This is a genomic window from Hydrogenophaga sp. (assembly GCF_051858985.1).
Lineage (GTDB): Bacteria > Pseudomonadota > Gammaproteobacteria > Burkholderiales > Burkholderiaceae_C > Hydrogenophaga.
The window spans coordinates 893,418-913,183 of the sequence record NZ_JBHYGM010000003.1 but is presented as its reverse complement, the minus strand read 5'-3'; the positions used below and the strand labels follow the sequence as shown (position 1 = coordinate 913,183).

At 64.9% G+C, this 19,766-nt stretch carries 22 protein-coding genes; 9 read left to right on the top strand and 13 right to left on the bottom strand.

Going from position 1 to position 19,766, the window contains the following annotated elements:
* Positions 1 to 52 precede the first annotated feature (52 nt).
* Positions 53 to 805: a CHAP domain-containing protein gene (locus ACTIEY_RS16845; RefSeq protein ID WP_439520274.1), complete on the top strand. Its 753-nt coding sequence runs from the start codon at positions 53 to 55 to the stop codon at positions 803 to 805.
* A gap of 18 nt (positions 806 to 823) precedes the next feature.
* Here ACTIEY_RS16845 and ACTIEY_RS16840 read toward each other — a convergent pair whose 3' ends face one another.
* On the bottom strand, positions 824 to 1,252 hold the full coding sequence (locus ACTIEY_RS16840) for a VOC family protein (RefSeq protein ID WP_439520273.1): 429 nt from the start codon (positions 1,250 to 1,252) through the stop codon (positions 824 to 826).
* A gap of 92 nt (positions 1,253 to 1,344) precedes the next feature.
* Here ACTIEY_RS16840 and ACTIEY_RS16835 point away from each other — a divergent pair, with 92 nt between their 5' ends.
* The 5 genes from ACTIEY_RS16835 (at position 1,345) to msrA (ending at position 4,122) form a co-directional block, all read left to right on the top strand.
* Positions 1,345 to 2,058, top strand: a complete 714-nt coding sequence (locus ACTIEY_RS16835) for a YebC/PmpR family DNA-binding transcriptional regulator (RefSeq protein ID WP_439520272.1) — start codon at positions 1,345 to 1,347, stop codon at positions 2,056 to 2,058.
* Positions 2,059 to 2,088: 30 nt separating this feature from the next.
* The gene (locus ACTIEY_RS16830; RefSeq protein WP_439520271.1) at positions 2,089 to 2,352 is read left to right on the top strand and encodes a DUF3297 family protein; all 264 of its coding nucleotides are present in this window, start codon (positions 2,089 to 2,091) and stop codon (positions 2,350 to 2,352) included.
* A 47-nt stretch (positions 2,353 to 2,399) separates the two neighbouring features.
* Positions 2,400 to 2,987, top strand: coding sequence for a DUF1439 domain-containing protein (locus ACTIEY_RS16825; RefSeq protein WP_439520270.1), 588 nt, complete (start codon positions 2,400 to 2,402; stop codon positions 2,985 to 2,987).
* Positions 2,988 to 3,052: 65 nt separating this feature from the next.
* Complete coding sequence (msrB, locus tag ACTIEY_RS16820) at positions 3,053 to 3,517, top strand: peptide-methionine (R)-S-oxide reductase MsrB (RefSeq protein ID WP_439520269.1); 465 nt, start codon at positions 3,053 to 3,055, stop codon at positions 3,515 to 3,517.
* Positions 3,514 to 4,122 carry a peptide-methionine (S)-S-oxide reductase MsrA gene (gene msrA, locus ACTIEY_RS16815; RefSeq protein WP_439520268.1) on the top strand — a complete coding sequence of 203 codons (609 nt, stop codon included), beginning with the start codon at positions 3,514 to 3,516 and terminating at the stop codon, positions 4,120 to 4,122. The genes msrB and msrA overlap by 4 nt, the downstream gene beginning before the upstream one ends.
* A gap of 37 nt (positions 4,123 to 4,159) precedes the next feature.
* Here msrA and xerD read toward each other — a convergent pair whose 3' ends face one another.
* Positions 4,160 to 5,083, bottom strand: coding sequence for a site-specific tyrosine recombinase XerD (xerD, locus tag ACTIEY_RS16810; RefSeq protein ID WP_439520267.1), 924 nt, complete (start codon positions 5,081 to 5,083; stop codon positions 4,160 to 4,162).
* Positions 5,080 to 6,057, bottom strand: coding sequence for a tripartite tricarboxylate transporter substrate binding protein BugE (locus tag ACTIEY_RS16805; RefSeq protein WP_439520266.1), 978 nt, complete (start codon positions 6,055 to 6,057; stop codon positions 5,080 to 5,082). The genes xerD and ACTIEY_RS16805 overlap by 4 nt, the downstream gene beginning before the upstream one ends.
* Before the next feature lie 123 nt (positions 6,058 to 6,180).
* Between ACTIEY_RS16805 and ACTIEY_RS16800 the strand changes: the two genes are divergently transcribed.
* The gene (locus ACTIEY_RS16800) at positions 6,181 to 7,089 is read left to right on the top strand and encodes an AEC family transporter (RefSeq protein WP_439520265.1); all 909 of its coding nucleotides are present in this window, start codon (positions 6,181 to 6,183) and stop codon (positions 7,087 to 7,089) included.
* On the opposite strand, the gene ACTIEY_RS16795 is transcribed toward ACTIEY_RS16800, so the two are convergent.
* Positions 7,090 to 8,226 (bottom strand): YjgN family protein, encoded by a 1,137-nt coding sequence (locus tag ACTIEY_RS16795; RefSeq protein WP_439520264.1) that lies wholly within the window; start codon positions 8,224 to 8,226, stop codon positions 7,090 to 7,092.
* Between the two features lie 86 nt (positions 8,227 to 8,312).
* Between ACTIEY_RS16795 and ACTIEY_RS16790 the strand changes: the two genes are divergently transcribed.
* Positions 8,313 to 10,100 carry an ABC transporter transmembrane domain-containing protein gene (locus ACTIEY_RS16790; protein ID WP_439520263.1) on the top strand — a complete coding sequence of 596 codons (1,788 nt, stop codon included), beginning with the start codon at positions 8,313 to 8,315 and terminating at the stop codon, positions 10,098 to 10,100.
* A 220-nt stretch (positions 10,101 to 10,320) separates the two neighbouring features.
* On the top strand, positions 10,321 to 11,652 hold the full coding sequence (locus ACTIEY_RS16785) for a Glu/Leu/Phe/Val family dehydrogenase (RefSeq protein WP_439520262.1): 1,332 nt from the start codon (positions 10,321 to 10,323) through the stop codon (positions 11,650 to 11,652).
* A 29-nt stretch (positions 11,653 to 11,681) separates the two neighbouring features.
* Here ACTIEY_RS16785 and ACTIEY_RS16780 read toward each other — a convergent pair whose 3' ends face one another.
* Genes ACTIEY_RS16780 through nuoI form a run of 9 tightly spaced genes read right to left on the bottom strand, consistent with a single transcriptional unit; the run spans position 11,682 to position 19,752 of the window.
* Complete coding sequence (locus ACTIEY_RS16780) at positions 11,682 to 12,149, bottom strand: DUF1178 family protein (protein WP_439520261.1); 468 nt, start codon at positions 12,147 to 12,149, stop codon at positions 11,682 to 11,684.
* On the bottom strand, positions 12,146 to 12,757 hold the full coding sequence (locus ACTIEY_RS16775) for an NUDIX domain-containing protein (protein WP_439520260.1): 612 nt from the start codon (positions 12,755 to 12,757) through the stop codon (positions 12,146 to 12,148). The genes ACTIEY_RS16780 and ACTIEY_RS16775 overlap by 4 nt, the downstream gene beginning before the upstream one ends.
* Positions 12,754 to 13,056, bottom strand: a complete 303-nt coding sequence (locus ACTIEY_RS16770; RefSeq protein WP_439520259.1) for a DUF2818 family protein — start codon at positions 13,054 to 13,056, stop codon at positions 12,754 to 12,756. Before ACTIEY_RS16770 ends, ACTIEY_RS16775 begins: the two co-directional genes overlap by 4 nt.
* A gap of 53 nt (positions 13,057 to 13,109) precedes the next feature.
* The gene (gene nuoN / locus ACTIEY_RS16765; RefSeq protein WP_439520258.1) at positions 13,110 to 14,606 is read right to left on the bottom strand and encodes an NADH-quinone oxidoreductase subunit NuoN; all 1,497 of its coding nucleotides are present in this window, start codon (positions 14,604 to 14,606) and stop codon (positions 13,110 to 13,112) included.
* Between the two features lie 33 nt (positions 14,607 to 14,639).
* A complete protein-coding gene (locus tag ACTIEY_RS16760; RefSeq protein ID WP_439520257.1) occupies positions 14,640 to 16,115 on the bottom strand; it encodes an NADH-quinone oxidoreductase subunit M in 1,476 nt (491 codons plus the stop codon).
* A 16-nt stretch (positions 16,116 to 16,131) separates the two neighbouring features.
* Positions 16,132 to 18,165, bottom strand: coding sequence for an NADH-quinone oxidoreductase subunit L (gene nuoL, locus ACTIEY_RS16755; protein ID WP_439520256.1), 2,034 nt, complete (start codon positions 18,163 to 18,165; stop codon positions 16,132 to 16,134).
* Between the two features lie 40 nt (positions 18,166 to 18,205).
* The gene (nuoK, locus tag ACTIEY_RS16750; protein ID WP_086124412.1) at positions 18,206 to 18,523 is read right to left on the bottom strand and encodes an NADH-quinone oxidoreductase subunit NuoK; all 318 of its coding nucleotides are present in this window, start codon (positions 18,521 to 18,523) and stop codon (positions 18,206 to 18,208) included.
* Positions 18,520 to 19,176, bottom strand: coding sequence for an NADH-quinone oxidoreductase subunit J (locus tag ACTIEY_RS16745; protein WP_439520255.1), 657 nt, complete (start codon positions 19,174 to 19,176; stop codon positions 18,520 to 18,522). Before ACTIEY_RS16745 ends, nuoK begins: the two co-directional genes overlap by 4 nt.
* Before the next feature lie 39 nt (positions 19,177 to 19,215).
* On the bottom strand, positions 19,216 to 19,752 hold the full coding sequence (nuoI, locus tag ACTIEY_RS16740) for an NADH-quinone oxidoreductase subunit NuoI (protein ID WP_439520254.1): 537 nt from the start codon (positions 19,750 to 19,752) through the stop codon (positions 19,216 to 19,218).
* Between the last annotated feature and the right edge of the window lie 14 nt (positions 19,753 to 19,766).

The window sequence follows — 19,766 nt, the reverse complement described above, 5'->3', positions numbered from 1 at the left end:
GTACAAAGCTGGGGTGGCGCCGTGGCGTGCCACCGCGAAACGGAGGTTCACCATGAACAGCGTGCTGAAACTGGGCAAGCGCGGCAAGGACGTGAAAGAGTTGACCGCGCTGCTCGTGCAACGGGGTTATCTGGCCAAGGCCACCGACATTTTTGACGCCAGGGTCAAGACCGCGGTGATGGGGTTCCAGTCGCAGAACCTGGACGAGCGGGGCTTGCCGCTCAAGGTGGATGGCATCGTGGGCCCGGTGACCTGGTGGGCGCTGACGCATCCCCGGGTCAACGTGGTCGCGGCCGATGCGCCGCTGCCGCAGCGCTTGCCCTCGGGTGGTTCGGCGCGCGGGCGCGCCGCGCTGAAGGTGGCGATGGCCGAGATGGCGGCCGGGGCCACCGAGGTGGGGGCCAACAATTCGGGCCCCTATGTGCGCAAGTACCTCAACGGCATCATCGATCCACCGGCCGACTGGTGCGCCGCCTTCGTGAGTTGGTGCTACGACCAGCACCCCGCCGGTTGTCCCTACGGCTACAGCCTGGGCGCGCGCGACGTGCTCAAGCGCTGCCGCGCGCGCGGCTGGGTGTACGACCACCGCGCAGAGCCACCGCAGCCGGGCGACATCGTGGTGTGGCGGCGCGGCGCCATCGACGGCTGGCAAGGCCATGTGGGGCTGGTGGTGGAGTCCACAGCCGGCGGCATGCTCTACACCATCGAGGGCAACAAGGGCGGCTTTCCCGCGCGCGTGCGCCGCTTCAGCTACGTGCTGCGCAGCATGGACACGCTGCTGGGTTTTGCCCGCGTCCCCGACTGACCGACGGCCGCGCGTTCTTCAGAAGGTCACCTTCACGGAAGGCGCGCTGCGGTTGGCCTCGCCGTGGTACACGGCTTCGATGTTGTTGCCATCGGGGTCGATGACGAAGGCGGCGTAGTAACCGGGGTGGTATTTGCGGATGCCGGGTGCGCCGTTGTCCCGGCCACCGGCGGCCAGGGCGGCCTGGTGAAATGCATCGACCATGGCTTTGTCTCTGGCCTGAAAAGCCAGGTGGTGCCGGCCTGTCAGGTGGCCATGGGCGGCTTCGCTGCTGGCGGTGGAGATGTAGAGTTCGTCGGCCCAGAAATAGTCATCGCCACTGCCGCCCAGCGGGATGCCGAGCACCTTGAAGACGGCGGTGTAGAAGGTGCGGCTGGCCGGGAGGTCCTTCACGACCAGCTGGATGTGGTCGATGAGGCGGCCTCGGTGCAATTCCATGGTGTCCATGCGCGGTCTCCTGCGGGTGTCCAAACGTTGAAAGGCCGCATCCTAGCGCTATGCTTGCGGCCCCGAAAGAGCAGATCACAAAGGAACACAACATGGGCGCGCAATGGAAAGCCAAGCACAAGGACCTGGCGGCGAACGCCAAGGGCCGGCTGTTCGGCAAACTGGCCAAGGACATCATGATCGCGGCGCGCCACGGGGCCGACCCCGCCGCCAATGCGCGCCTGCGGCTGGTGGTGGAGCAGGCGCGCAAGGTCTCCATGCCCAAGGACACGCTGGACCGCGCCATCAAGAAGGGCGCGGGCCTCACGGGCGAGACGGTGAACTTCGAGCACGTGATCTACGAAGGCTTTGCGCCGCACCGTGTGCCGGTGATGGTGGAATGCCTCACCGACAACGTGAACCGCGCGGCTTCCGACATGCGGGTGCTGTTCCGCAAGGGGCAGTTGGGCACGTCGGGCTCGGTGTCGTGGGACTTTGACCACGTGGGCATGATCGAAGCGGAACCGTCGACCCCGGGCGCCGACGCCGAAGTGGCGGCCATCGAGGCCGGCGCGCAGGACTTGTACCCTGGCGACGATGAAGGCACCACCGTGTTTCTCACCGACCCGACGGATCTGGACCTGGTGAGCCGCGCGCTGCCGGCGCAGGGCTTCACGGTGTTGTCGTCCAAGCTGGGCTACAAGCCGAAGAACCCGGTGGACCCCGGCAGCTTGAGCGCAGAGCATCTGGAAGAAGTGGAAGCGTTCCTGGCCGCGCTGGACGCGAACGAAGATGTGCAGAACGTGTTTGCCGGGCTCGGTGGCTGAGCGCTGATCAACTGAAGGACAATGCCAGCCATGAGCGACGCCACCACACCATCCACGCCCAACCAGCCCCCGCTGCCCGACCACCTGGCCATCGACCCGCGAAGCCCGCACCATGTGGCCGAAGTGTTCGAACACGACATCGGCATCCGCTTCAATGGCAAGGAGCGTTTCGATGTGACGGAATACTGCGTGAGTGAAGGCTGGGTCAAGGTGCCCGCCGGCAAGACGCTGGACCGAAAGGGCAATCCGCTCACCATCAAACTCAAGGGCACGGTGAAGCCTTTCTACAAATAGAGACGCCTGGGGCAGAACCTGCGGCGCCAAAACCCGTCCAACCGGCCATGCAACGCAGAACTCTCCTCATCCACACCCTGGGTTTCGGGGCCGTGCTGTCCCTGGCTCCGGGCCTGCTGCTGGCGTCAGAAGCCGACCCACCCAACGCCCAGCCGGCCGGCTACCGCGTATCCACGGCGCAAATGCAGGAAGCCATCGGGCAGCGGTTTCCCCGGCAGTACCCGGTGCAGGGTCTGCTGAACCTGGAGGTGCAGACGCCCAAGCTCACGATGCTGCCGGCCGACAACCGCCTGCGGGCCGAAATGCCCGTGCAAGCGGCCGGCCCGGCGCTGAACCGCAGCCACCAGGGCAGCTTCGAGGTGGACTTTGGCCTGCGCTACGAGGCGAGCGACCGCACCTTGCGCGCGCACCAGTTGCGCCTCTCCAGGCTGAACTTCCCCAGCCTGCAACCGAGCGTGGTGGCGCTGCTCAACACCTACGCGCCCACGCTGGGCGATGAATTGCTGAAGGAGGTGGTGCTGCACCGCCTGGAGCCCAAGGACCTGGCCCCGCTGGACAAGATGGGCATGCAGCCCGGCGCCATCACCGTCACCCCCAGCGGGCTGGTGGTGGCCATGGTGCTCAAGCCGCTGTAAGGTTTCGCCGACTGGCCCGACTCACCCTCATGAAAACTCCGCCCACCATGAACCGCCGCCACACCATGAAACTGCTTTCGCTCCTCGGCCTGGGCTCCCAGGCCGCCGCCCCCGTGGCCAGCGCGCTGGCTGCGACCGACCCCTGGAAACTCTCGGACGCCGAATGGAAAAAGCGCCTGAGCCCGGCGCAGTTCGACGTGTTGCGCGAGGAAGGCACCGAGCGCCCGGGCACCAGCCCGCTGAACGCCGAGAAGCGCAAGGGCACCTACCACTGCGCGGGCTGCGACCTGCCGCTGTTCTCGTCGGACACAAAGTACGAGAGCGGCACCGGCTGGCCGAGCTTTCACACGCCGCTGCCCAACGCGCTGGGCACCAAGACGGACTACAAGATGATCCTGCCGCGCACCGAATACCACTGCGTGCGCTGCGATGGCCACCAGGGTCACGTGTTCAACGACGGCCCCAAGCCCAGTGGCAAGCGCTACTGCAACAACGGGGTGGCGCTGCGTTTTGCGCCGGCGGCCGCATGAAGGCGCATCGCTGGCTCGCAGCGGCCCTGCTGCCCCTGGTCTGGCTGCTGGCGTCGCCGGCCCATGCGCAGGCCGCCACGGCCAAGGCCACCTTCGCGGGTGGCTGTTTCTGGTGCGTGGAAGCCGATTTCGACAAGGTGCCCGGCGTGATCTCCACCACCTCCGGCTACATCGGCGGCAACGTGGCCAACCCCACTTACCAGCAGGTCTCGAGCAGCAACACGGGCCACGCGGAAGCGGTGGAGATCGTGTTCGACCCTGCCAAGGTCAGCTACGAGTCGCTGGTGGAAAAATTCTGGCGCACCATCGACCCGACCACGAAGGACCGCCAGTTCTGCGACGCCGGCAACCCGTACCGCACCGCGATCTTCACGCACGATGCGTCGCAGATGGCGGTGGCGAAGAAGTCACTGGCAGCACTGGAAAAATCCAAGCCGTTCAAGGAACCTATCGTCACCGAGATCGTGGCGGCCGGTCCGTTCTATGTGGCCGAGGGCTACCACCAGGACTACTACAAGAAGAACCCGGTGCGTTATGCGTACTACCGGGCGAGCTGCGGGCGCGATGCGCGGCTGGAGCAGCTGTGGGGCCCGGCCAAGAAGTAGAGCTCACGCCGATCGACCTTGGGGCCTTGACCTTCGCTCAGCCCCTTGGATGGTGCTGCGCCACGATGTTCTTGAGGCGTTCACGCGCCACGTGCGTGTAGATCGTGGTGGTGGAGATGTCCGCATGACCCAGCAGCATCTGCACCGCGCGCAAGTCCGCACCGTGGTTCAGCAGGTGCGTGGCGAAGGCGTGGCGCAGGGTGTGCGGTGAGAGCGGCGACGTGATGCCGGCCTGCGCGGCGTACTTCTTCACCAGTTGCCAGAACATCGCACGTGTCATGGCCTCGCCCGCACGCGATCCGCGCGCGGTGACGAAGAGGTCCTCGCTCTGCAACCCCCCGAGGATCTCTCCCCTGCCCTGCGCCAGATAGCGCTGAAGCCACTGCCCGGCCACCTGGCCAAAGGGCACCAGCCGTTCCTTGTTGCCCTTGCCGGTGATGCGCAGCACGTGTTCGTTCATGCCCACATGCCAGGTCTTGAGCGTGACGAGTTCGCTCACGCGCAGGCCGCTGGCGTAGATCAGTTCGAGCATGCAGCGATCGCGCAGGCCAAGCGGCGTGCCGGTGTCGGGTGCGTTCAGCAGCGCTTCCACCTGCGCTTCGGACAAGGTCTTGGGCACGCGCAGCGGCTGGCGCGCGGGTGAAAGACGAAGCGTGGGGTCTGCGGTGATCTGGCGCTCGCGCAGCGCCCAGCGGAAGTAGCGCTTGAACACCGTGAGCCGACGGTTGGCGGTGGTGGCGCGCGTCTGGGTGTGGCGCGCGCTGAAATAGGCGTTGAGATCGGCCTCGGTGGTCTCGGGGAGTTGTTTGCCTTGCTCCGCCAGCCACTGGCCCAGAAGGACCAGATCGCGGCGGTAGGCGTCCAGCGTGTTGCGCGAGAGGCCCTCTTCGAGCCAGAGGCTGTCGACAAAGGCCCCGGCCAGGCCTTCGCTGCCCGCGGCCAGGGCCTCCCGGTCGGTCATTCCAGCTTGAGCTTCTGCTTGACGACCACTTCCTTGTAGACGTCGAACTCGGCCTTGATCTGGGCGGTGAACTCAGCCGGCGTGTTGCCCACGATGAGCGAACCGGTGTCTTCCACGCGCTTGCGCACGGCAGGATCGGCCAGCGCCTGCTTGGTGGCGTTGAAGACCTTGTCCACCACGTCCTGCGGCATGCCCTTGGGGCCGATCAGGCCGTAGTAGGCCATGCGGTTCACCGGCTCCAGGCCCATTTCCTTGAAGGTGGGCACGTCGGGCAGCACGGCCAGGCGCTGGGGCGCGGCCACCACCAGGGCGATCAGGCGGCCGGCCTTGATGTGCGGCAGGGCGGAAGGCAGATTGTCGAAAATGATCGGGACCTGGCCACCGACGGTGTCGTTGAGCGCCGGACCTGCACCCCGGTAGGGAATGTGCGTGATGTAGGTGTTGGTCAGGCTCTTGAACAGTTCGGTCTGCAGGTGGCCGATGCCGCCGGTGCCGGAGCTGGCGTAGCTGTATTTGCCCGGGTTCTTCTTGAGTTCGGCCACGAAGGCCTTGAAGTCCTTGGCGGGGAAGCTGGGGTGCACCGCGATCACGTTGGGCGTGGCGGCGATGTTGGTGATGGGGGTGAAGTCCGTGAGCGTGTTGTACGGAATCTTCTCGTTGATGGCGGGGTTGGCCGCCGTCGTGGACACCGTGGCCATGCCGAGGATGTAGCCATCGGGTGCGGCGCGCGCGAGTTCGAGCGCACCCACCACGCCGCCGCCACCGGCCTTGTTCTCCACCACCACGCTCTGGCCCAGGCTCTTGGCCAGGGGTTCGGACATGACGCGCGCAACGATGTCGGTGGTGCCGCCGGGTGCGAATGGCACCTGCAGGCGAATGACCTTGTTGGGATAGGCCTGGGCCAGGGCAGTGCCCATTGCGGCCACCGAGGCGGCGGCCAGACCGATGGATACCAGCTGACGACGAGAAACCATGACATGTACTCCTGGGTTTGAAAAAGTGAACTGCACTGTAGTCGGCATGCCGGTGCATGACCATGGGGTGACTACATAAGTAATTACCCGCAAGTGCCGTGCCCGGCACGCTATGCTCGCACGGTGAATTTTGCCCAACTCCTTTTTCCGGACTTCTCGCTCATCCTCTGCGGCTATCTGGTGTGCCGCTTCACCGCCCTCAACCGCAAGGTGTGGGAACAGGTGGAGAGTCTGGTGTATTACTTTCTGTTCCCGGTGCTGCTGTTCCACAGCATCGTCAAGAGCCCGCTGGACCTGGGCCAGGCGTCCAGCCTCATGGGCGCCGGCGTGGCGCTCGGCGTGTGCGGCATCGCGCTCTCCTACTCCCTGCCGCACTGGCCGTTCATTGGCAAGCGCATTGATGTGCGGCTGCACGCGGCGAGCGCGCAGGTGGGCTTCCGGTTCAATTCGTTCATTGCCCTGGCGCTGGCCGAGAAGGTGGCGGGCGCGCCCGGCTTGCTGATGATCGCGGTGCTGATCGGCGTGTGCGTGCCGCTGTTCAACGTGGGGGCGGTGTGGCCCATGGCGCGGCATGCCAACAAGGGCTTCGTGCGCGAGCTCGCGCGAAACCCGCTGATCATCGGCACGCTCTCCGGGCTGGTGGCCAACCTGCTGGGCTTCCAGATGCCGGTGTGGCTGGAGCCCACGGTGAACCGCATCGGCCAGGCATCGCTGGCACTGGGCCTCATGGCCGCGGGCGCGGGCATGCAGTTCGGCATGCTCGCCAGCGCCAAGTTGCTGGGTGGGCTGGTGCTGTCGGTGAAGCACCTGGGCATGCCGCTCATGGCCTTCGGGCTGGCGAAGCTGTTTCGCCTGGACCCGACGCAGACGACCATCCTGCTCATGTTCTCAGCCGTGCCCACGGCCTCGAGCTGCTACGTGCTGGCCGCGCGCATGGGCTACAACGGCCCGTATGTGGCAGGCCTGGTCACCTTGTCGACCCTGCTGGGCGTGGTGAGCCTGCCGTTTGCGTTGGGGGTGCTGGGCGGGTGATCAGAGCCCAACGTCCAGGCCCAGAAAGTCGACCACTCCGTCGCCCAATTCTCCCTGAATGTTAGAGCGCCCATGGACTTGTAGCGGCATCAACTCGCCTTCTACCTGCAGTTTCACGGACTCAAGTCGGAGGCGCGCATACCGCAACTGCGCATAGGGCCAATACAGACCGATCGTCAGTACAACCAGCAGCGCGTTAGCTGCAGTCAGCGCGACAAATGAACGAGCACTGAGATGGCTTGAGAAGCGGAAGCGCGTGCTTCGGACCTGCGACCAGATCAGGTTCTGCCTGCGGGCGACAACGTACGGCGCAGCCACGAAGGGATAGACCAAGTACCCCAATACGCCGCTCGCACTGACAATGAAAACAAGCACGCCTTCACGGTTGGCCAATCCCTCAATCGCAAGTCCCAGCGCAACGGCGAGGATGCCCGCAAACACGGAACATCCCGCGATCACGAACAGCGCATTCACGGACACTGCGTAGACGTCACGCCCCTCCAGGTCCAGTCTCGAACTTTGCAGGGCGTAGTGCATGCCCGTGAATCGATATCGATACACGCGCGTCATCAGGTAGGGCAAAACTACCGCGAATCCCAGAAATGCCATGATCAGAAGCGCAGAGCGATCGGCGCGTGTGGCCGTGGCAGTGAGCAAACCCGCGAAGGCGGCGACTGCGAAAAAAAACGGAACTGTGCAAAGGTATGCTCCTTTCAAGTCACCCTTGAACCCCAGACGAACTCCCCGCCAACTGGTGTTTTGAAGCCGGAACCGAATCGAAGCGCGCCAGAGCCAAGGTGAAATCACCGCAAACGCCAGCAGAATTACCCAACTGAGTTGCGGGGCGTACCGCAACACGCCCCATGTCAAGGCACTCAGACTCACCACCAGCAGGTACCCGCGAAACATCTTCCACGGATCGCCGTGAAAGTTCAGTGAGTCTTCCCCCACCACCGTATGGCTGTAAAAGTAGGACAAGCGACGCGCGCGGGCAAAGGGCTGGTAGAGCGTCAACGTCAGAAGGGTGAGCACTGCGTTGACGATCCAGATGCGGAAGTACTCGCGGCCTGAACCTGTAAAGCGGATGGGGAGAATCAGGCTTTGCGCGCTCACGCGAGATTTGTCTAGGGAATCCATGTCGTACTTTCCAATGAATACTTAAGAACTAATTTTAGGGCTCGAGTTGACCCTGGTCATCCGCGAAAACCCGGCACACTCCTCACATGCCCGCCACCCCACTTGCCGATCGCCCCAAGGCCACTTCGCCCACTTCGCTGGGCGGCCTGCGCCCCTTCATCCGCCCTTATCGCCTGCAGATCGGCCTTGCGCTGCTCTTCCTGGTGCTGGCGGCCGTGGCCACGCTGGCCTTTCCGCTGGCCTTGAGATTCCTCATCGACAGCGGGCTGGCGCCGGCCGGGCGCGGCGAGCAGGCCATGGCGCTTCGCGGGCACTTCGCGGCGCTCTTCGGCGTGGCCGTGGCGCTCGGCATCTTCTCGGCGGTTCGCTTCTACCTGGTGAGCTGGTTGGGCGAGCGCGTCACGGCGGACCTGCGCAACGCGGTGTACAGCCACGTGCTGCGGCAGAGCCCGCAGTTTTTCGAGACCACGCAGACCGGTGAAGTGCTCTCGCGCCTGACCACCGACACCACCCTGGTGCAGACGGTGGTGGGCTCGTCGCTCTCCATGGGCTTGCGCAACGGCGTCATGGGCATCGGTGCGCTGGTGATGCTGGTGTGGACCAACCCGTATGTGATGACCCAGGTGCTGCTGATCCTGGTACTGGTGGTCCTGCCCAGCATGTGGTTTGGCCGGCGCGTGCGCAAGCTGTCTCGCGCCAGCCAGGACCGCGTGGCCGATTCCAGCGCCATCGCGGCCGAAGTGCTCAACGCCATTCCCATCGTGCAGAGCTACACGGCCGAAGACCGCGAGGCCACGCGCTTCGCCGCCTCCACGCAGTTCGCCTTCGACACCGCGATCCGCCGCACGCGGGCGCGTTCGGTGCTGGTGGCCTTCATCATCATCAGCACGGCGGGCCTGCTGCTGTGGGGCCTGTACCAGGGCACACAAGCGGTGCTGGCGGGCACCATCAGCCCCGGGCACCTCGGCCAGACGGTGCTCTACGTGATCATCCTCGCCAGTGCGGTGGCGGTGCTGGGCGAGGTGTACGGCGACCTGCTGCGCGCGGCAGGCGCGAGCGAGCGGCTGATGGAACTGCTGGCCATGGAGTCGCCCGTGCAGTCACCCGCGCAGCCCTTGCGCGCGCCCGCGCCGGCCGGTGGCAGTGCGCTGGTGTTCGAAGACGTCACGTTCCACTACCCGTCGAGGCCGGCGCAGCCGGCGTTGTCCCATTTCAAACTCACGGTCAGTCCCGGCCAGACCGTGGCGCTGGTGGGGCCCAGCGGCGCGGGCAAGAGCACGGTGTTCGGCCTGCTGCTGCGCTACTACGACCCGGCGCGCGGCAGCATCCGGCTGGACGGCGTGGCGATCGACCAGATGAGCCTGCACGACCTGCGCGAGCGCGTGGGCATCGTGCCGCAGGATCCGGTGATTTTTTCGAGCAGCGCGATGGAGAACATCCGCTACGGCAAACCCGGCGCCAGCGACGACGAGGTGCGCGCCGCAGCCCAGGCCGCGTTCGCCGACGAGTTCATCGACCAGCTGCCGGAGGGCTACAACACGTTCCTGGGCGAACGGGGCGTGCGCCTGTCGGGCGGGCAGCGACAGCGCATCGCCATTGCGCGCGCCATGCTGAAGAACCCGCCGCTGCTGTTGCTGGACGAGGCCACCAGCGCGCTGGACGCGCAGAGCGAACGCATGGTGCAGGCGGCGCTGGAGTCGGCCATGAAGGACCGCACCACGCTGGTGATTGCCCACCGGCTGGCCACCGTGCAGCAGGCCGACCATATCGTGGTGCTGGACCACGGGAAACTGGTGGAACAGGGCACGCACGCCCAGCTGGTGGCACAGGGCGGCGTCTACGCTGGGCTGGCGGCGCTGCAGTTCAACGCCTAGGACGGGTAACCCCCACGCTGCGCCGCTGCGCGGGTCGCTGCCACCCTGGGGGCTGGGCCTGCCTTGGGAGCGGCCCGGCGGCTGGCCCTCGCCCCAACACAGTCATGCGCCAACGGCATGACCGAATGGCATTGCGGCCTTGGACAAGTCGACGGCCGATCCTTAAGCTTGCGGGCTGGCTCATGGAATGGGCCAGCACACCCACAAGGAATCCCGCAACATGTCACAAGCACCGCATCCCCAGGCCGGTGGCGCCACCAGCGCCCCGGCCGTTTTCACACAGGCCCTGCCCTCCTACCTCGACCCCAAGCACCTCGGCCCGTGGGGCGTCTACCTCCAGCAGGTCGACCGGGTCACGCCGTATCTTGGCTCGCTGGCCCGCTGGGTCGATACGCTCAAGCGGCCCAAGCGCACCCTCATCGTGGACGTGCCCATCCACCTGGACAACGGGTCGGTGGCGCACTTCGAGGGCTACCGCGTGCAGCACAACACCTCGCGCGGCCCGGGCAAGGGCGGCGTGCGTTTCCATCAGGACGTGACGCTGTCCGAAGTGATGGCGCTCTCTGCCTGGATGTCGATCAAGAACGCGGCGGTGAACGTGCCCTACGGCGGTGCCAAGGGCGGCATCCGCGTGGATCCGCGCCAGCTCACCATCGGCGAACTCGAGCGCGTCACGCGCCGCTACACCAGTGAGATCGGCATCATCATCGGCCCGACCAAGGACATCCCGGCGCCGGACGTGAACACGAACGAACAGGTGATGGCCTGGATGATGGACACGTATTCCATGAACGAAGGCTCTACCGCCACCGGCGTGGTCACCGGCAAGCCGGTGGATCTCGGTGGTTCGCTGGGCCGGCGTGAAGCCACCGGGCGCGGCGTGTTCACCGTGGGCGTGGAAGCGGCCCGGCGCATCGGGCTGGACGTGTCCACCGCGCGTGTCGCGGTGCAGGGCTTCGGCAACGTGGGCGGCGTGGCTGGCAAGCTGTTCGCCGAAGCGGGCGCGCGCGTGGTGGCGGTGCAGGACCACGGCGGCACCATCTACCGCGAAGCGGGCCTGGACGTGCCCGCCCTGCTCGCCCACGTGGCGCAGGTCGGCTCCGTGGCCGGCTTCACGGGCGCCGAAGTGATTGCCAACGACGCCTTCTGGGGCGTGCCGTGCGACATCCTGATTCCGGCCGCGCTCGAATCGCAGATCACCGAAGCCAACGCCGGCCGCATCCAGGCGCGCATGGTGATCGAGGGCGCCAACGGCCCGACCACCCCGCAGGCCGACGACATCCTTCACGAGCGCAACGTGCTGGTGCTGCCCGACGTGATCGCCAACGCCGGCGGCGTGACGGTGAGCTACTTCGAATGGGTGCAGGATTTCTCCAGCTTCTTCTGGAGCGAGGACGAGATCAACGCGCGCCTGGTGAAGATCATGAAGGACGCCTTCGCTGCCGTGTGGCAGGTGGCCGACGAGAACAAGGTGAGCCTGCGCACGGCCACCTTCATCGTGGCCTGCAAACGCATCCTGCACGCGCGCGACCTGCGAGGTTTGTATCCGTAACTGCTCCCTGCGGCGCAGGGGGGAGCGCCCTACTGCAGCGTTTCCTTGACGCCAGGCAGCATCGGAAGAGGCATCACCTCGATGCCCTCCTCGATCAATTCCAGCGCCTCCTGCGCGCTGGCCTGTCCACGGATCTGGCGGTGTTCCTTTTCGCCGTGGTGCATGGCGCGTGCTTCAGCCGCGAAACGTTCGCCGACGTCTTCGGTGCTGGCCACCACCTCGCGCAGCGCCTGCAGCATGCGGGCCTGCAAGGCCACCAGCTCAGGGCTTGCGCTGTGGTTGCTGAGTGCCACGGCGCCGCTTGATGTGGCGCTGTCTTCACCGCGGGCCGTGCGCAGGTTGAGTCGCGGCGCCGAGAGCTTCTTGGCGATCTGCGCATCACCGCACAGCGGGCACGTGACCAGCCCGCGGTCCAACTGACTCACGAAATCCTCTTCGGACCCGAACCAGCCTTCGAACTCGTGCTGGTGGGCGCACTGGAGATTGAGAACCTTCATGCCCCGGATTCTCCGGCAGGCGTCGCTGCTGCAAGGCTCTGCCACGACAAAGCCCATTCTCCGCGCAGCACATTCTGCAGCCACATGGAACCGATGAGCGTCTTGCAATCAATGACTTTGCCGGTGAAGCACCAGTCCTTGAGTTCATCGGGTGTGGCCGCGATCACATCCAGAAACTCGCCATCGTCGAGCGCGCGTTCGCCCGGCGTCAGACCGCGCGCAAACCAGATGTCGATGATTTCGTCGGAGTAGGCGATGGTGGGGGCGAGGCGGCCGGCAAAGGCCCATTCGCTGGCGCGGTAACCGGTTTCCTCCAGCAGTTCGCGCTGGGCGCAGACCAGCCGGTCTTCACCGCGGTCGACCTTTCCGGCGGGGAACTCGATCATCACGGCCTGCATGGGGTGACGGAACTGACGCTCCAGCACCACGCGCCCGTCATCGAGCAGGCCGATGATCATCACCGCGCCCGGGTGCAGCACATATTCACGTGTGGCCTGCGCCCCACTGGGCAGGCGAACCGTGTCGCGCACCACATGCAGGAACTGGCCCTGCAGAAGTTCAGTGCGAGACACCGGGATCTCGCGCAGGTGCGGGTCGTCGTCGTTCATCCGCGCCGACGGTAGAGGTAGCGGTAGACGAAGCCAGGAAAGGCCAGCGTCAGGAACAGCGCGCCCGTGGTGGCGTAGAACTCCCAGCCTTGCGGCGCGATCTGGCCGGCGCGTTGCTCCAGCGCGAGGCCCAGGCCCCCGACGAGGAAATACAGCAGGAAGAGCTCGGCGATGCGCATCCAGAGCGTCTTGGGCGAGCGGCGCGGCCACACGGCGAACCAGCGGTCGTTGAGGAACGGCAGATTGGCCGCCAGCAGGGCGGCCAGCAGCACCAGCCAGACAGAAAATGTGTGCGTCATGGACGTGTGAGCTGGCGCGAACCGGCGAGTTCATCGCCGATGTCGCACACCGCTCAGCCGAGCAGCTTGCTCACCGCCTGGGCGCACAGCGTCATGAGTCCACCGGGCAGCACCCCGAGGACCAGCACAAGCGCGCCGTTGAGGGAAAGCACCGAGCGCGCGTCGGCACCGCCTTCGATGTCGGCGGTCTGGGTGGGGGCGTCGAAATACATCACCTTCACCAGGCGCAGGTAATAGAACGCGCCAATGAGCGACATGATGACCGCGAACACGGCCAGGCCGACATAGAAGGCGCCCGAAGAAGCCAGCAAGGCCTGCAGGACCGAGAGCTTGGCGTAGAAACCCACCAGCGGCGGCACACCGGCCAGCGAGAACATGCAGATCGCCATGACGCCGGCGTAAAGCGGGCTGCGCTGGTTCAGGCCGGCCAGGTCGCTCACGTTCTCCGACTCGAAGCCGCTTCGCGAGAGCAACAGGATGACGCCGAAGGTGCCGAGCGTGGTGAGCACGTAGGTGACGACATAGAACATCGACGAGGCATACGCGTTGGCCATGTTGCTCGAATCACCCTGCACCACGCCGGCGAGCAGGCCCAGCAACATGAAACCCATCTGCGCGATGGTGGAGAACGCCAGCATGCGCTTGAGGTTGGTCTGCGCGATGGCGGCCAGGTTGCCGATCAGCAGCGACATGACGGCGAGCACGGCGAGCATCTGCTGCCAGTCCACCGCCAGCGGCTGGAGCCCTTCCACCAGCAGGCGGATGACGATGGCGAAGGCCGCCAGCTTGGGGGCACCACCGATCAGCAGCGTGATCGCGGTGGGGGCGCCGTGGTAGACGTCGGGCACCCACATGTGGAAAGGCACCACACCGAGCTTGAACGCCAGGCCAGCCACCACGAACACCAGGCCCAGCGTCAGCACCTGCGGCGACCCCTTGAGCGTGTCGTCGCCACCGGTGATGGTGAGCATGACTTCGGTGAGGTTCAGCGAACCGGTGGCGCCATAGACCATGGACAAGCCATACAGCAGGAAGCCACTGGCCAGCGCCCCGAGCACGAAGTACTTCATGGCCGCTTCGGTGGCCTGCACGTCGTCGCGGCGCAGCGCCACCAGGGCATAGCTGGACAGGGTGAGCAGTTCCAGGCCGAGGTAGATCACCAGGAAGTTGTGGCCGGAGATCATCACGAACATGCCCAGCAGCGCGAGCATGCCGAGTGTGAACAGCTCGCCGCCACGCAACATGTCGCGCTGGCCCGAGTAGCCGCGCCCGTACACCAGGGTGACCATCACGGCGATCGTGGCGAAACACTTGAGCCAGTTGCCCATGGGGTCGCTGACCATCATGCCGCCGAAGCCGTAGATGGTGTCGCCGGTGCTTGCGGACATTCCGAGCAGCAGCGCGATGACGGCCAGCGTCAGCAAGGTCAGCACGTAGGTGGCGCCACGCAGCGGCGTCTTCACGGCCAGGTCCACCAGCGCAATGACGCAGGCCATGGTCAGCAGAAGAATTTCAGGGTAGGCCGCAACCCAGCTGAGCTTGTCAATCATGTGAGCGTTCTCTTGTATGGCTTGGCCGCGGGCTCAGTTCAGTTTGGAAATGGCGACGTGGCGCAGCAGTTCGGCCACGGAGGCGTCCATCACGTCGGTGAAAGGCTTGGGGTAGACGCCCATGTAGAGCACGGCGATGGCGAGCACCGCCAGCACGAGGAATTCGCGCTTGTTGATGTCGGTCAGGGCCTTCACGTTGTCATTGCCCACGGCGCCGAGGTAGACGCGCTTGTACATCCACAGCGAGTACGCCGCACCGAAGATCAGCGCGGAGGCGGCCAGCAGGCCGATCCAGAAGTTGGCCTTCACGGCCGCCAGGATCACCATCCATTCGCCCACGAAACCCGCCGTGCCCGGCAGGCCGCAATTGGCCATGGTGAAGAGCAGCGCGAAGGCGGCGAAGTTGGGCATGGTGTTCACCACGCCGCCGTAGTCTGCGATCTCGCGCGAGTGCACGCGGTCGTAAAGCACGCCAATACCGAGGAACATGGCGGCCGAGACGAAGCCGTGCGCAATCATCTGCACGATGGCGCCGGACACACCCAGGTCGCTGAAGACGAAAAAGCCCAACGTGACGAAGCCCATGTGGGCCACCGACGAGTACGCCACCAGCTTCTTCATGTCCTGCTGCACCATGGCCACAAGGCCGACGTAGATCACCGCCACCAGCGACAGCGTGATCATGAGCCAGGCCCATTCTTGCGAGGCGTCTGGCAGGATGGGCAGCGAGAAGCGCAGGAAACCGTAGGCCCCCAGCTTGAGCATGATGGCCGCCAGCACGGCGGAACCGCCCGTGGGCGCCTCGACGTGCACGTCGGGCAGCCAGGTGTGCACCGGCCACATCGGTACCTTGACCGCGAAGGCGGCGAAGAACGCGAAGAACAGCAGCGTCTGCTCGGTGGCACCCAGTGGCAACTTGTACCAGTCAGCCAGCGCAAAACTGCCGTCAGCCTGCGTGTACAGATAAATCAGCGCCACCAGCATGAGCAGCGAGCCGAGCAACGTGTAGAGGAAGAACTTGAACGCGGCGTAGATCCTGTTCGGGCCGCCCCAGATGCCGATGATGAGGTACATCGGGATCAGGGTCGCTTCGAAGAACACGTAGAACAGCATCGCGTCCTGCGCGCTGAACACACCGATCATGAGCCCGGAGAGGATCAGGAACGCCCCCATGTACTGGTTCACGCGCGTCGTGATCGATTCCCAGCTGGCCACGATCACCACCACGTTGATGAAGGCGGTGAGCAGCACCAGCCAGAGGGAGATGCCGTCCACACCCAGGTGGTAGTTCACGTTGAAGCGGTCGATCCAGGGGCTGTTCTCCACGAACTGCATGGCCGCGGTGCCAAGCTTGAAACCGGTGTAGAGCGGCACCGTGACGATCAGGCTGACGACGGCGCCCACCAGCGCGATCCAGCGCACCATGGGAGCCTGTTCGTCCCGGCCCAGGGCCAGCAGCACGACGCCAAAGAAGATCGGCGTCCAGATTGCAAGGCTCAGCAAACCCATCTTGTTCTTCCTCTTCTTATTTGGCGAGCCACACGAAATACGTCATGAACAGCAGCACGCCCACGATCATCATGAGCGCGTAGTGGTAGAGGTAGCCGGTCTGGGCGCGGCGCACCACGGCAGACACCACCCCCACGATCTTCCAGCTGGCGTTGACCACGCCGCCTTCGATCACGCCCCGGTCCCCACCCTTCCACAGGCCAATGCCCAGCCCCCGTGCAGATTTCGCCAGCACGTTCTCATTGAACCAGTCCATGTAGTACTTGTTCTCCAGCACCACCACGATGGGACGCAAGGCACGGCCCATGGCGGCCGGCACGGCCGGATTGACGAGGTACATGTACCAGGCGCTCACGGCACCGGCCAGGGCCAGGTACAGGGGCGGCGTGAAGAAGGCGTGTCCGACCATGGCCAGAGGGCCGTGGAAAATCTCGGCGAACTTCGCCATGGCGGGGTGCGCTTGCAGGTTGATGAAGATCGCGTCCTTGAGGAAGTCGCCGAACAGCATGGGCTGGATCGTCATGAAGCCGATCACCACGGAAGGGATGGCCAGCAGGAGCAGCGGCACCGTGACCACCCAGGGAGACTCGTGCGGCTTGCCGTCACCATGTCCATGGTCATGCTCGTCGTGGTGCCCATGGTCGTCGTGATGGGCGTCCGGGTTCTGGTCGTAGCGCTCCTTGCCGTGGAACACCAGGAAGTAAAGGCGGAACGAGTAGAACGAGGTCACGAACACACCTGCCAGCACCGCGAAATAAGCGAACCCGGAGGCAGGCAGGTTGCTGAAGTGCACCGCCTCGATGATGCTGTCCTTGGAATAGAAGCCGGCAAACAGCGGCGTGCCGATGAGCGCGAGCGTGCCCAGCAGCGAGGTGATCCAGGTGATCGGCATGTACTTACGCACGCCGCCCATCCAGCGGATGTCCTGGTTGTGGTGCAGGCCCATGATGACCGAGCCGGCTGCCAGGAACAGCAGCGCCTTGAAGAAGGCGTGGGTCATGAGGTGGAACACCGCCACCGAGTAGGCCGAGGCGCCCAGGGCCACCGTCATGTAGCCGAGTTGGGACAGCGTGGAATAAGCGACCACGCGCTTGATGTCGTTCTGGATGATGCCCAGGAAGCCCATGAACAGCGCGGTGATGGCGCCGATGACCATGATGAAGTTGAGCGCGGTGTCCGACAGCTCGAACAGCGGCGACATGCGAGCCACCATGAAGATGCCGGCGGTGACCATGGTGGCGGCGTGGATCAGTGCCGAGATGGGCGTGGGGCCCTCCATGGAATCGGGCAGCCAGACATGCAGCGGGAACTGGGCGCTCTTGCCCATGGCCCCGATGAACAGGCAGATGCAGATGACCGTGATGAGCAGCCAGTCGGTGCCGGGGAAACCCAGCTGGCCGAGTTCAGGTGCCTTGGCAAACACCTCGGTGTAGTTCATCGTGCCGGCGTACGCCACGATCAGGCCGATGCCCAGGATGAAACCGAAGTCGCCCACGCGGTTGACGAGGAAGGCCTTCATGTTGGCAAAGATGGCCGTGGGCTTGTTGAACCAGAAGCCGATCAGCAGGTACGACACCAGACCCACGGCCTCCCAGCCGAAGAACAACTGCAGCAGGTTGTTGCTCATGACCAGCATGAGCATGGAGAAGGTGAACAGCGAGATGTAGGCGAAGAACCGGTTGTAGCCGTCGTCCTCTTCCATGTAGCCGATGGTGTAGAGGTGCACCATGAGCGAGACGAAGGTGACGACCACCATCATCATGGCCGTCAAACCATCGACGAGGAACCCGATCTCCATCTTCAGGCCGCCCACCACCATCCAGGTGTAGAGCGTTTCGTTGAAACGGGCACCGTCGATGGCCACGCTCTTGAGCGTGGAAGCCGAGAGGATGAAGGCGATCAGCACGCCCAGGATGGTGAGCGTGTGGGAAGCGCGGCGACCGATGACGTTGCCGCCAAAGGTGGTGCCCAGGATGCCGGCCAGTGCGGCGCCCACCAGCGGGGCCAGGGGCACAGCCAGCAGCGTGCTTGCGGAGAGGGTGGTGCTCATGGGTTTACTGCCTGAGTTCGCGTGTGGGTGGGCCCGGGCCTCAACCCTTGAGGGTGTTGAGTTCTTCGACGCTGATCGACGACTTGTTGCGGAACAGCAGCACCAGAATGGCCAGGCCGATGGCCGACTCGGCGGCGGCCACGGTCAGGATGAAGAACACGAACACCTGGCCATGCATGTCGCCCAGGTAGTGGGAGAAAGCCACAAAGTTCATGTTGACGGCCAGCAGCATGAGCTCGATGGCCATCAGCAGCACGATCAGGTTCTTGCGGTTGAGGAAGATCCCCACCACCGACAACGCGAACAGGATCGCGCCCACGGAAAGGAAATGGCCCAGGGTCAGGCTGGTGAGTGTCATGCCTTGCCCTCCTCGGCGGCTTCGTTGCTTGCAGCGGGGGGCGCCTTCTGCGTGGCGGCCATCGGCACCACCACCAGCCGGTCGCTGGCGCGCACATGCACCTGCAGCGAAGGGTTGATGGCCTTGCTGTCCTTGCGCTGGCGCAGCGTGAGTGCAATGGCGGCGATCATGGCCACCAGCAGGATCACCGCGGCCACTTCCACTGGGTACAGGTACTCGGTGTAGAGCAGCAGACCCAGTTCGCGTGTGTTGGAGTAGTCGGCCGCATTCACGCCGACACCGGCTGCATCAGGGCTGGCGGAAATGGAAGGAAACCCGGCCCACAGCACCACCATCAGCTCGGCCGCCACGAGGCCACCCAGAATGGCGGCGAGCGGAAAGTTCTTCCAGAAGCCTTTGCGCACCGAGTCGATGTTGATGTCGAGCATCATCACCACGAAGAGGAACAGCACCATCACGGCGCCCAGATACACCAGCACCAGCGTGATGCCCAGGAACTCGGCCTTGAGCAGCAGCCAGAGCGCCGCGGCCTGCGAGAACGCCAGCATGAGATAGAGCACGGCGTGCACAGGGTTGCGTGCAGTGACCACGCGGTAGGCCGCGAACAGCAGCACCGCCGCGAAGAGGTAGAAAAAGCCGGTCTGGTAATCCATGGCGTGGGTCTTGAATCGGGTGCCGAGGGTCAGCGGAGATCAGCGGTACGGCGCATCCGCAGCGCGGGCAGCGGCAATTTCGGTCTCGTAGCGGTCGCCCACGGCCAGCAGCATCTCTTTGGTGAAGTAGAGATCGCCTCGCTTTTCGCCGTGGTACTCGAAGATGTGGGTCTCGACGATGGAATCGACCGGGCAGCTTTCTTCGCAGAAACCGCAGAAGATGCATTTGGTGAGGTCGATGTCGTAGCGCGTGGTGCGGCGCGAGCCGTCCTCGCGCACATCGGATTCGATGGTGATGGCCATGGCGGGGCACACGGCTTCGCACAGCTTGCAGGCAATGCAGCGCTCTTCGCCGTTTTCGTAGCGGCGCAGCGCGTGCAGGCCCCGGAAACGCGGCGAAAGCGGCGTCTTTTCTTCGGGGAACTGCACTGTGATCTTGCGCTTGAAGGCATAACGGCCGGTCAGGGCCATGCCTTTGAACAACTCGACGAGCAGGAAGCTGTTGAGGAAGTCGCGAAACGAGAACGGGGCAACGACGGCAGGGGCCGCGACGGAATGGGCGGTGGTGGTGGACATGGTCTTTCGCCCTC

Bases quoted from the DNA above. Each gene is read 5' to 3' on its own strand.
- ACTIEY_RS16845 (WP_439520274.1), top strand. From the start codon at position 53: ATGAACAGCGTGCTGAAACTGGGCAAGCGCGGCAAGGACGTGAAAGAG.
- ACTIEY_RS16840 (WP_439520273.1), bottom strand. From the start codon at position 1,252: ATGGACACCATGGAATTGCACCGAGGCCGCCTCATCGACCACATCCAG.
- ACTIEY_RS16835 (WP_439520272.1), top strand. From the start codon at position 1,345: ATGGGCGCGCAATGGAAAGCCAAGCACAAGGACCTGGCGGCGAACGCC.
- ACTIEY_RS16830 (WP_439520271.1), top strand. From the start codon at position 2,089: ATGAGCGACGCCACCACACCATCCACGCCCAACCAGCCCCCGCTGCCC.
- ACTIEY_RS16825 (WP_439520270.1), top strand. From the start codon at position 2,400: ATGCAACGCAGAACTCTCCTCATCCACACCCTGGGTTTCGGGGCCGTG.
- msrB (WP_439520269.1), top strand. From the start codon at position 3,053: ATGAAACTGCTTTCGCTCCTCGGCCTGGGCTCCCAGGCCGCCGCCCCC.
- msrA (WP_439520268.1), top strand. From the start codon at position 3,514: ATGAAGGCGCATCGCTGGCTCGCAGCGGCCCTGCTGCCCCTGGTCTGG.
- xerD (WP_439520267.1), bottom strand. From the start codon at position 5,083: ATGACCGACCGGGAGGCCCTGGCCGCGGGCAGCGAAGGCCTGGCCGGG.
- ACTIEY_RS16805 (WP_439520266.1), bottom strand. From the start codon at position 6,057: ATGGTTTCTCGTCGTCAGCTGGTATCCATCGGTCTGGCCGCCGCCTCG.
- ACTIEY_RS16795 (WP_439520264.1), bottom strand. From the start codon at position 8,226: ATGGATTCCCTAGACAAATCTCGCGTGAGCGCGCAAAGCCTGATTCTC.
- ACTIEY_RS16790 (WP_439520263.1), top strand. From the start codon at position 8,313: ATGCCCGCCACCCCACTTGCCGATCGCCCCAAGGCCACTTCGCCCACT.
- ACTIEY_RS16785 (WP_439520262.1), top strand. From the start codon at position 10,321: ATGTCACAAGCACCGCATCCCCAGGCCGGTGGCGCCACCAGCGCCCCG.
- ACTIEY_RS16780 (WP_439520261.1), bottom strand. From the start codon at position 12,149: ATGAAGGTTCTCAATCTCCAGTGCGCCCACCAGCACGAGTTCGAAGGC.
- ACTIEY_RS16775 (WP_439520260.1), bottom strand. From the start codon at position 12,757: ATGAACGACGACGACCCGCACCTGCGCGAGATCCCGGTGTCTCGCACT.
- ACTIEY_RS16770 (WP_439520259.1), bottom strand. From the start codon at position 13,056: ATGACGCACACATTTTCTGTCTGGCTGGTGCTGCTGGCCGCCCTGCTG.
- nuoN (WP_439520258.1), bottom strand. From the start codon at position 14,606: ATGATTGACAAGCTCAGCTGGGTTGCGGCCTACCCTGAAATTCTTCTG.
- ACTIEY_RS16760 (WP_439520257.1), bottom strand. From the start codon at position 16,115: ATGGGTTTGCTGAGCCTTGCAATCTGGACGCCGATCTTCTTTGGCGTC.
- nuoL (WP_439520256.1), bottom strand. From the start codon at position 18,165: ATGAGCACCACCCTCTCCGCAAGCACGCTGCTGGCTGTGCCCCTGGCC.
- nuoK (WP_086124412.1), bottom strand. From the start codon at position 18,523: ATGACACTCACCAGCCTGACCCTGGGCCATTTCCTTTCCGTGGGCGCG.
- ACTIEY_RS16745 (WP_439520255.1), bottom strand. From the start codon at position 19,176: ATGGATTACCAGACCGGCTTTTTCTACCTCTTCGCGGCGGTGCTGCTG.
- nuoI (WP_439520254.1), bottom strand. From the start codon at position 19,752: ATGTCCACCACCACCGCCCATTCCGTCGCGGCCCCTGCCGTCGTTGCC.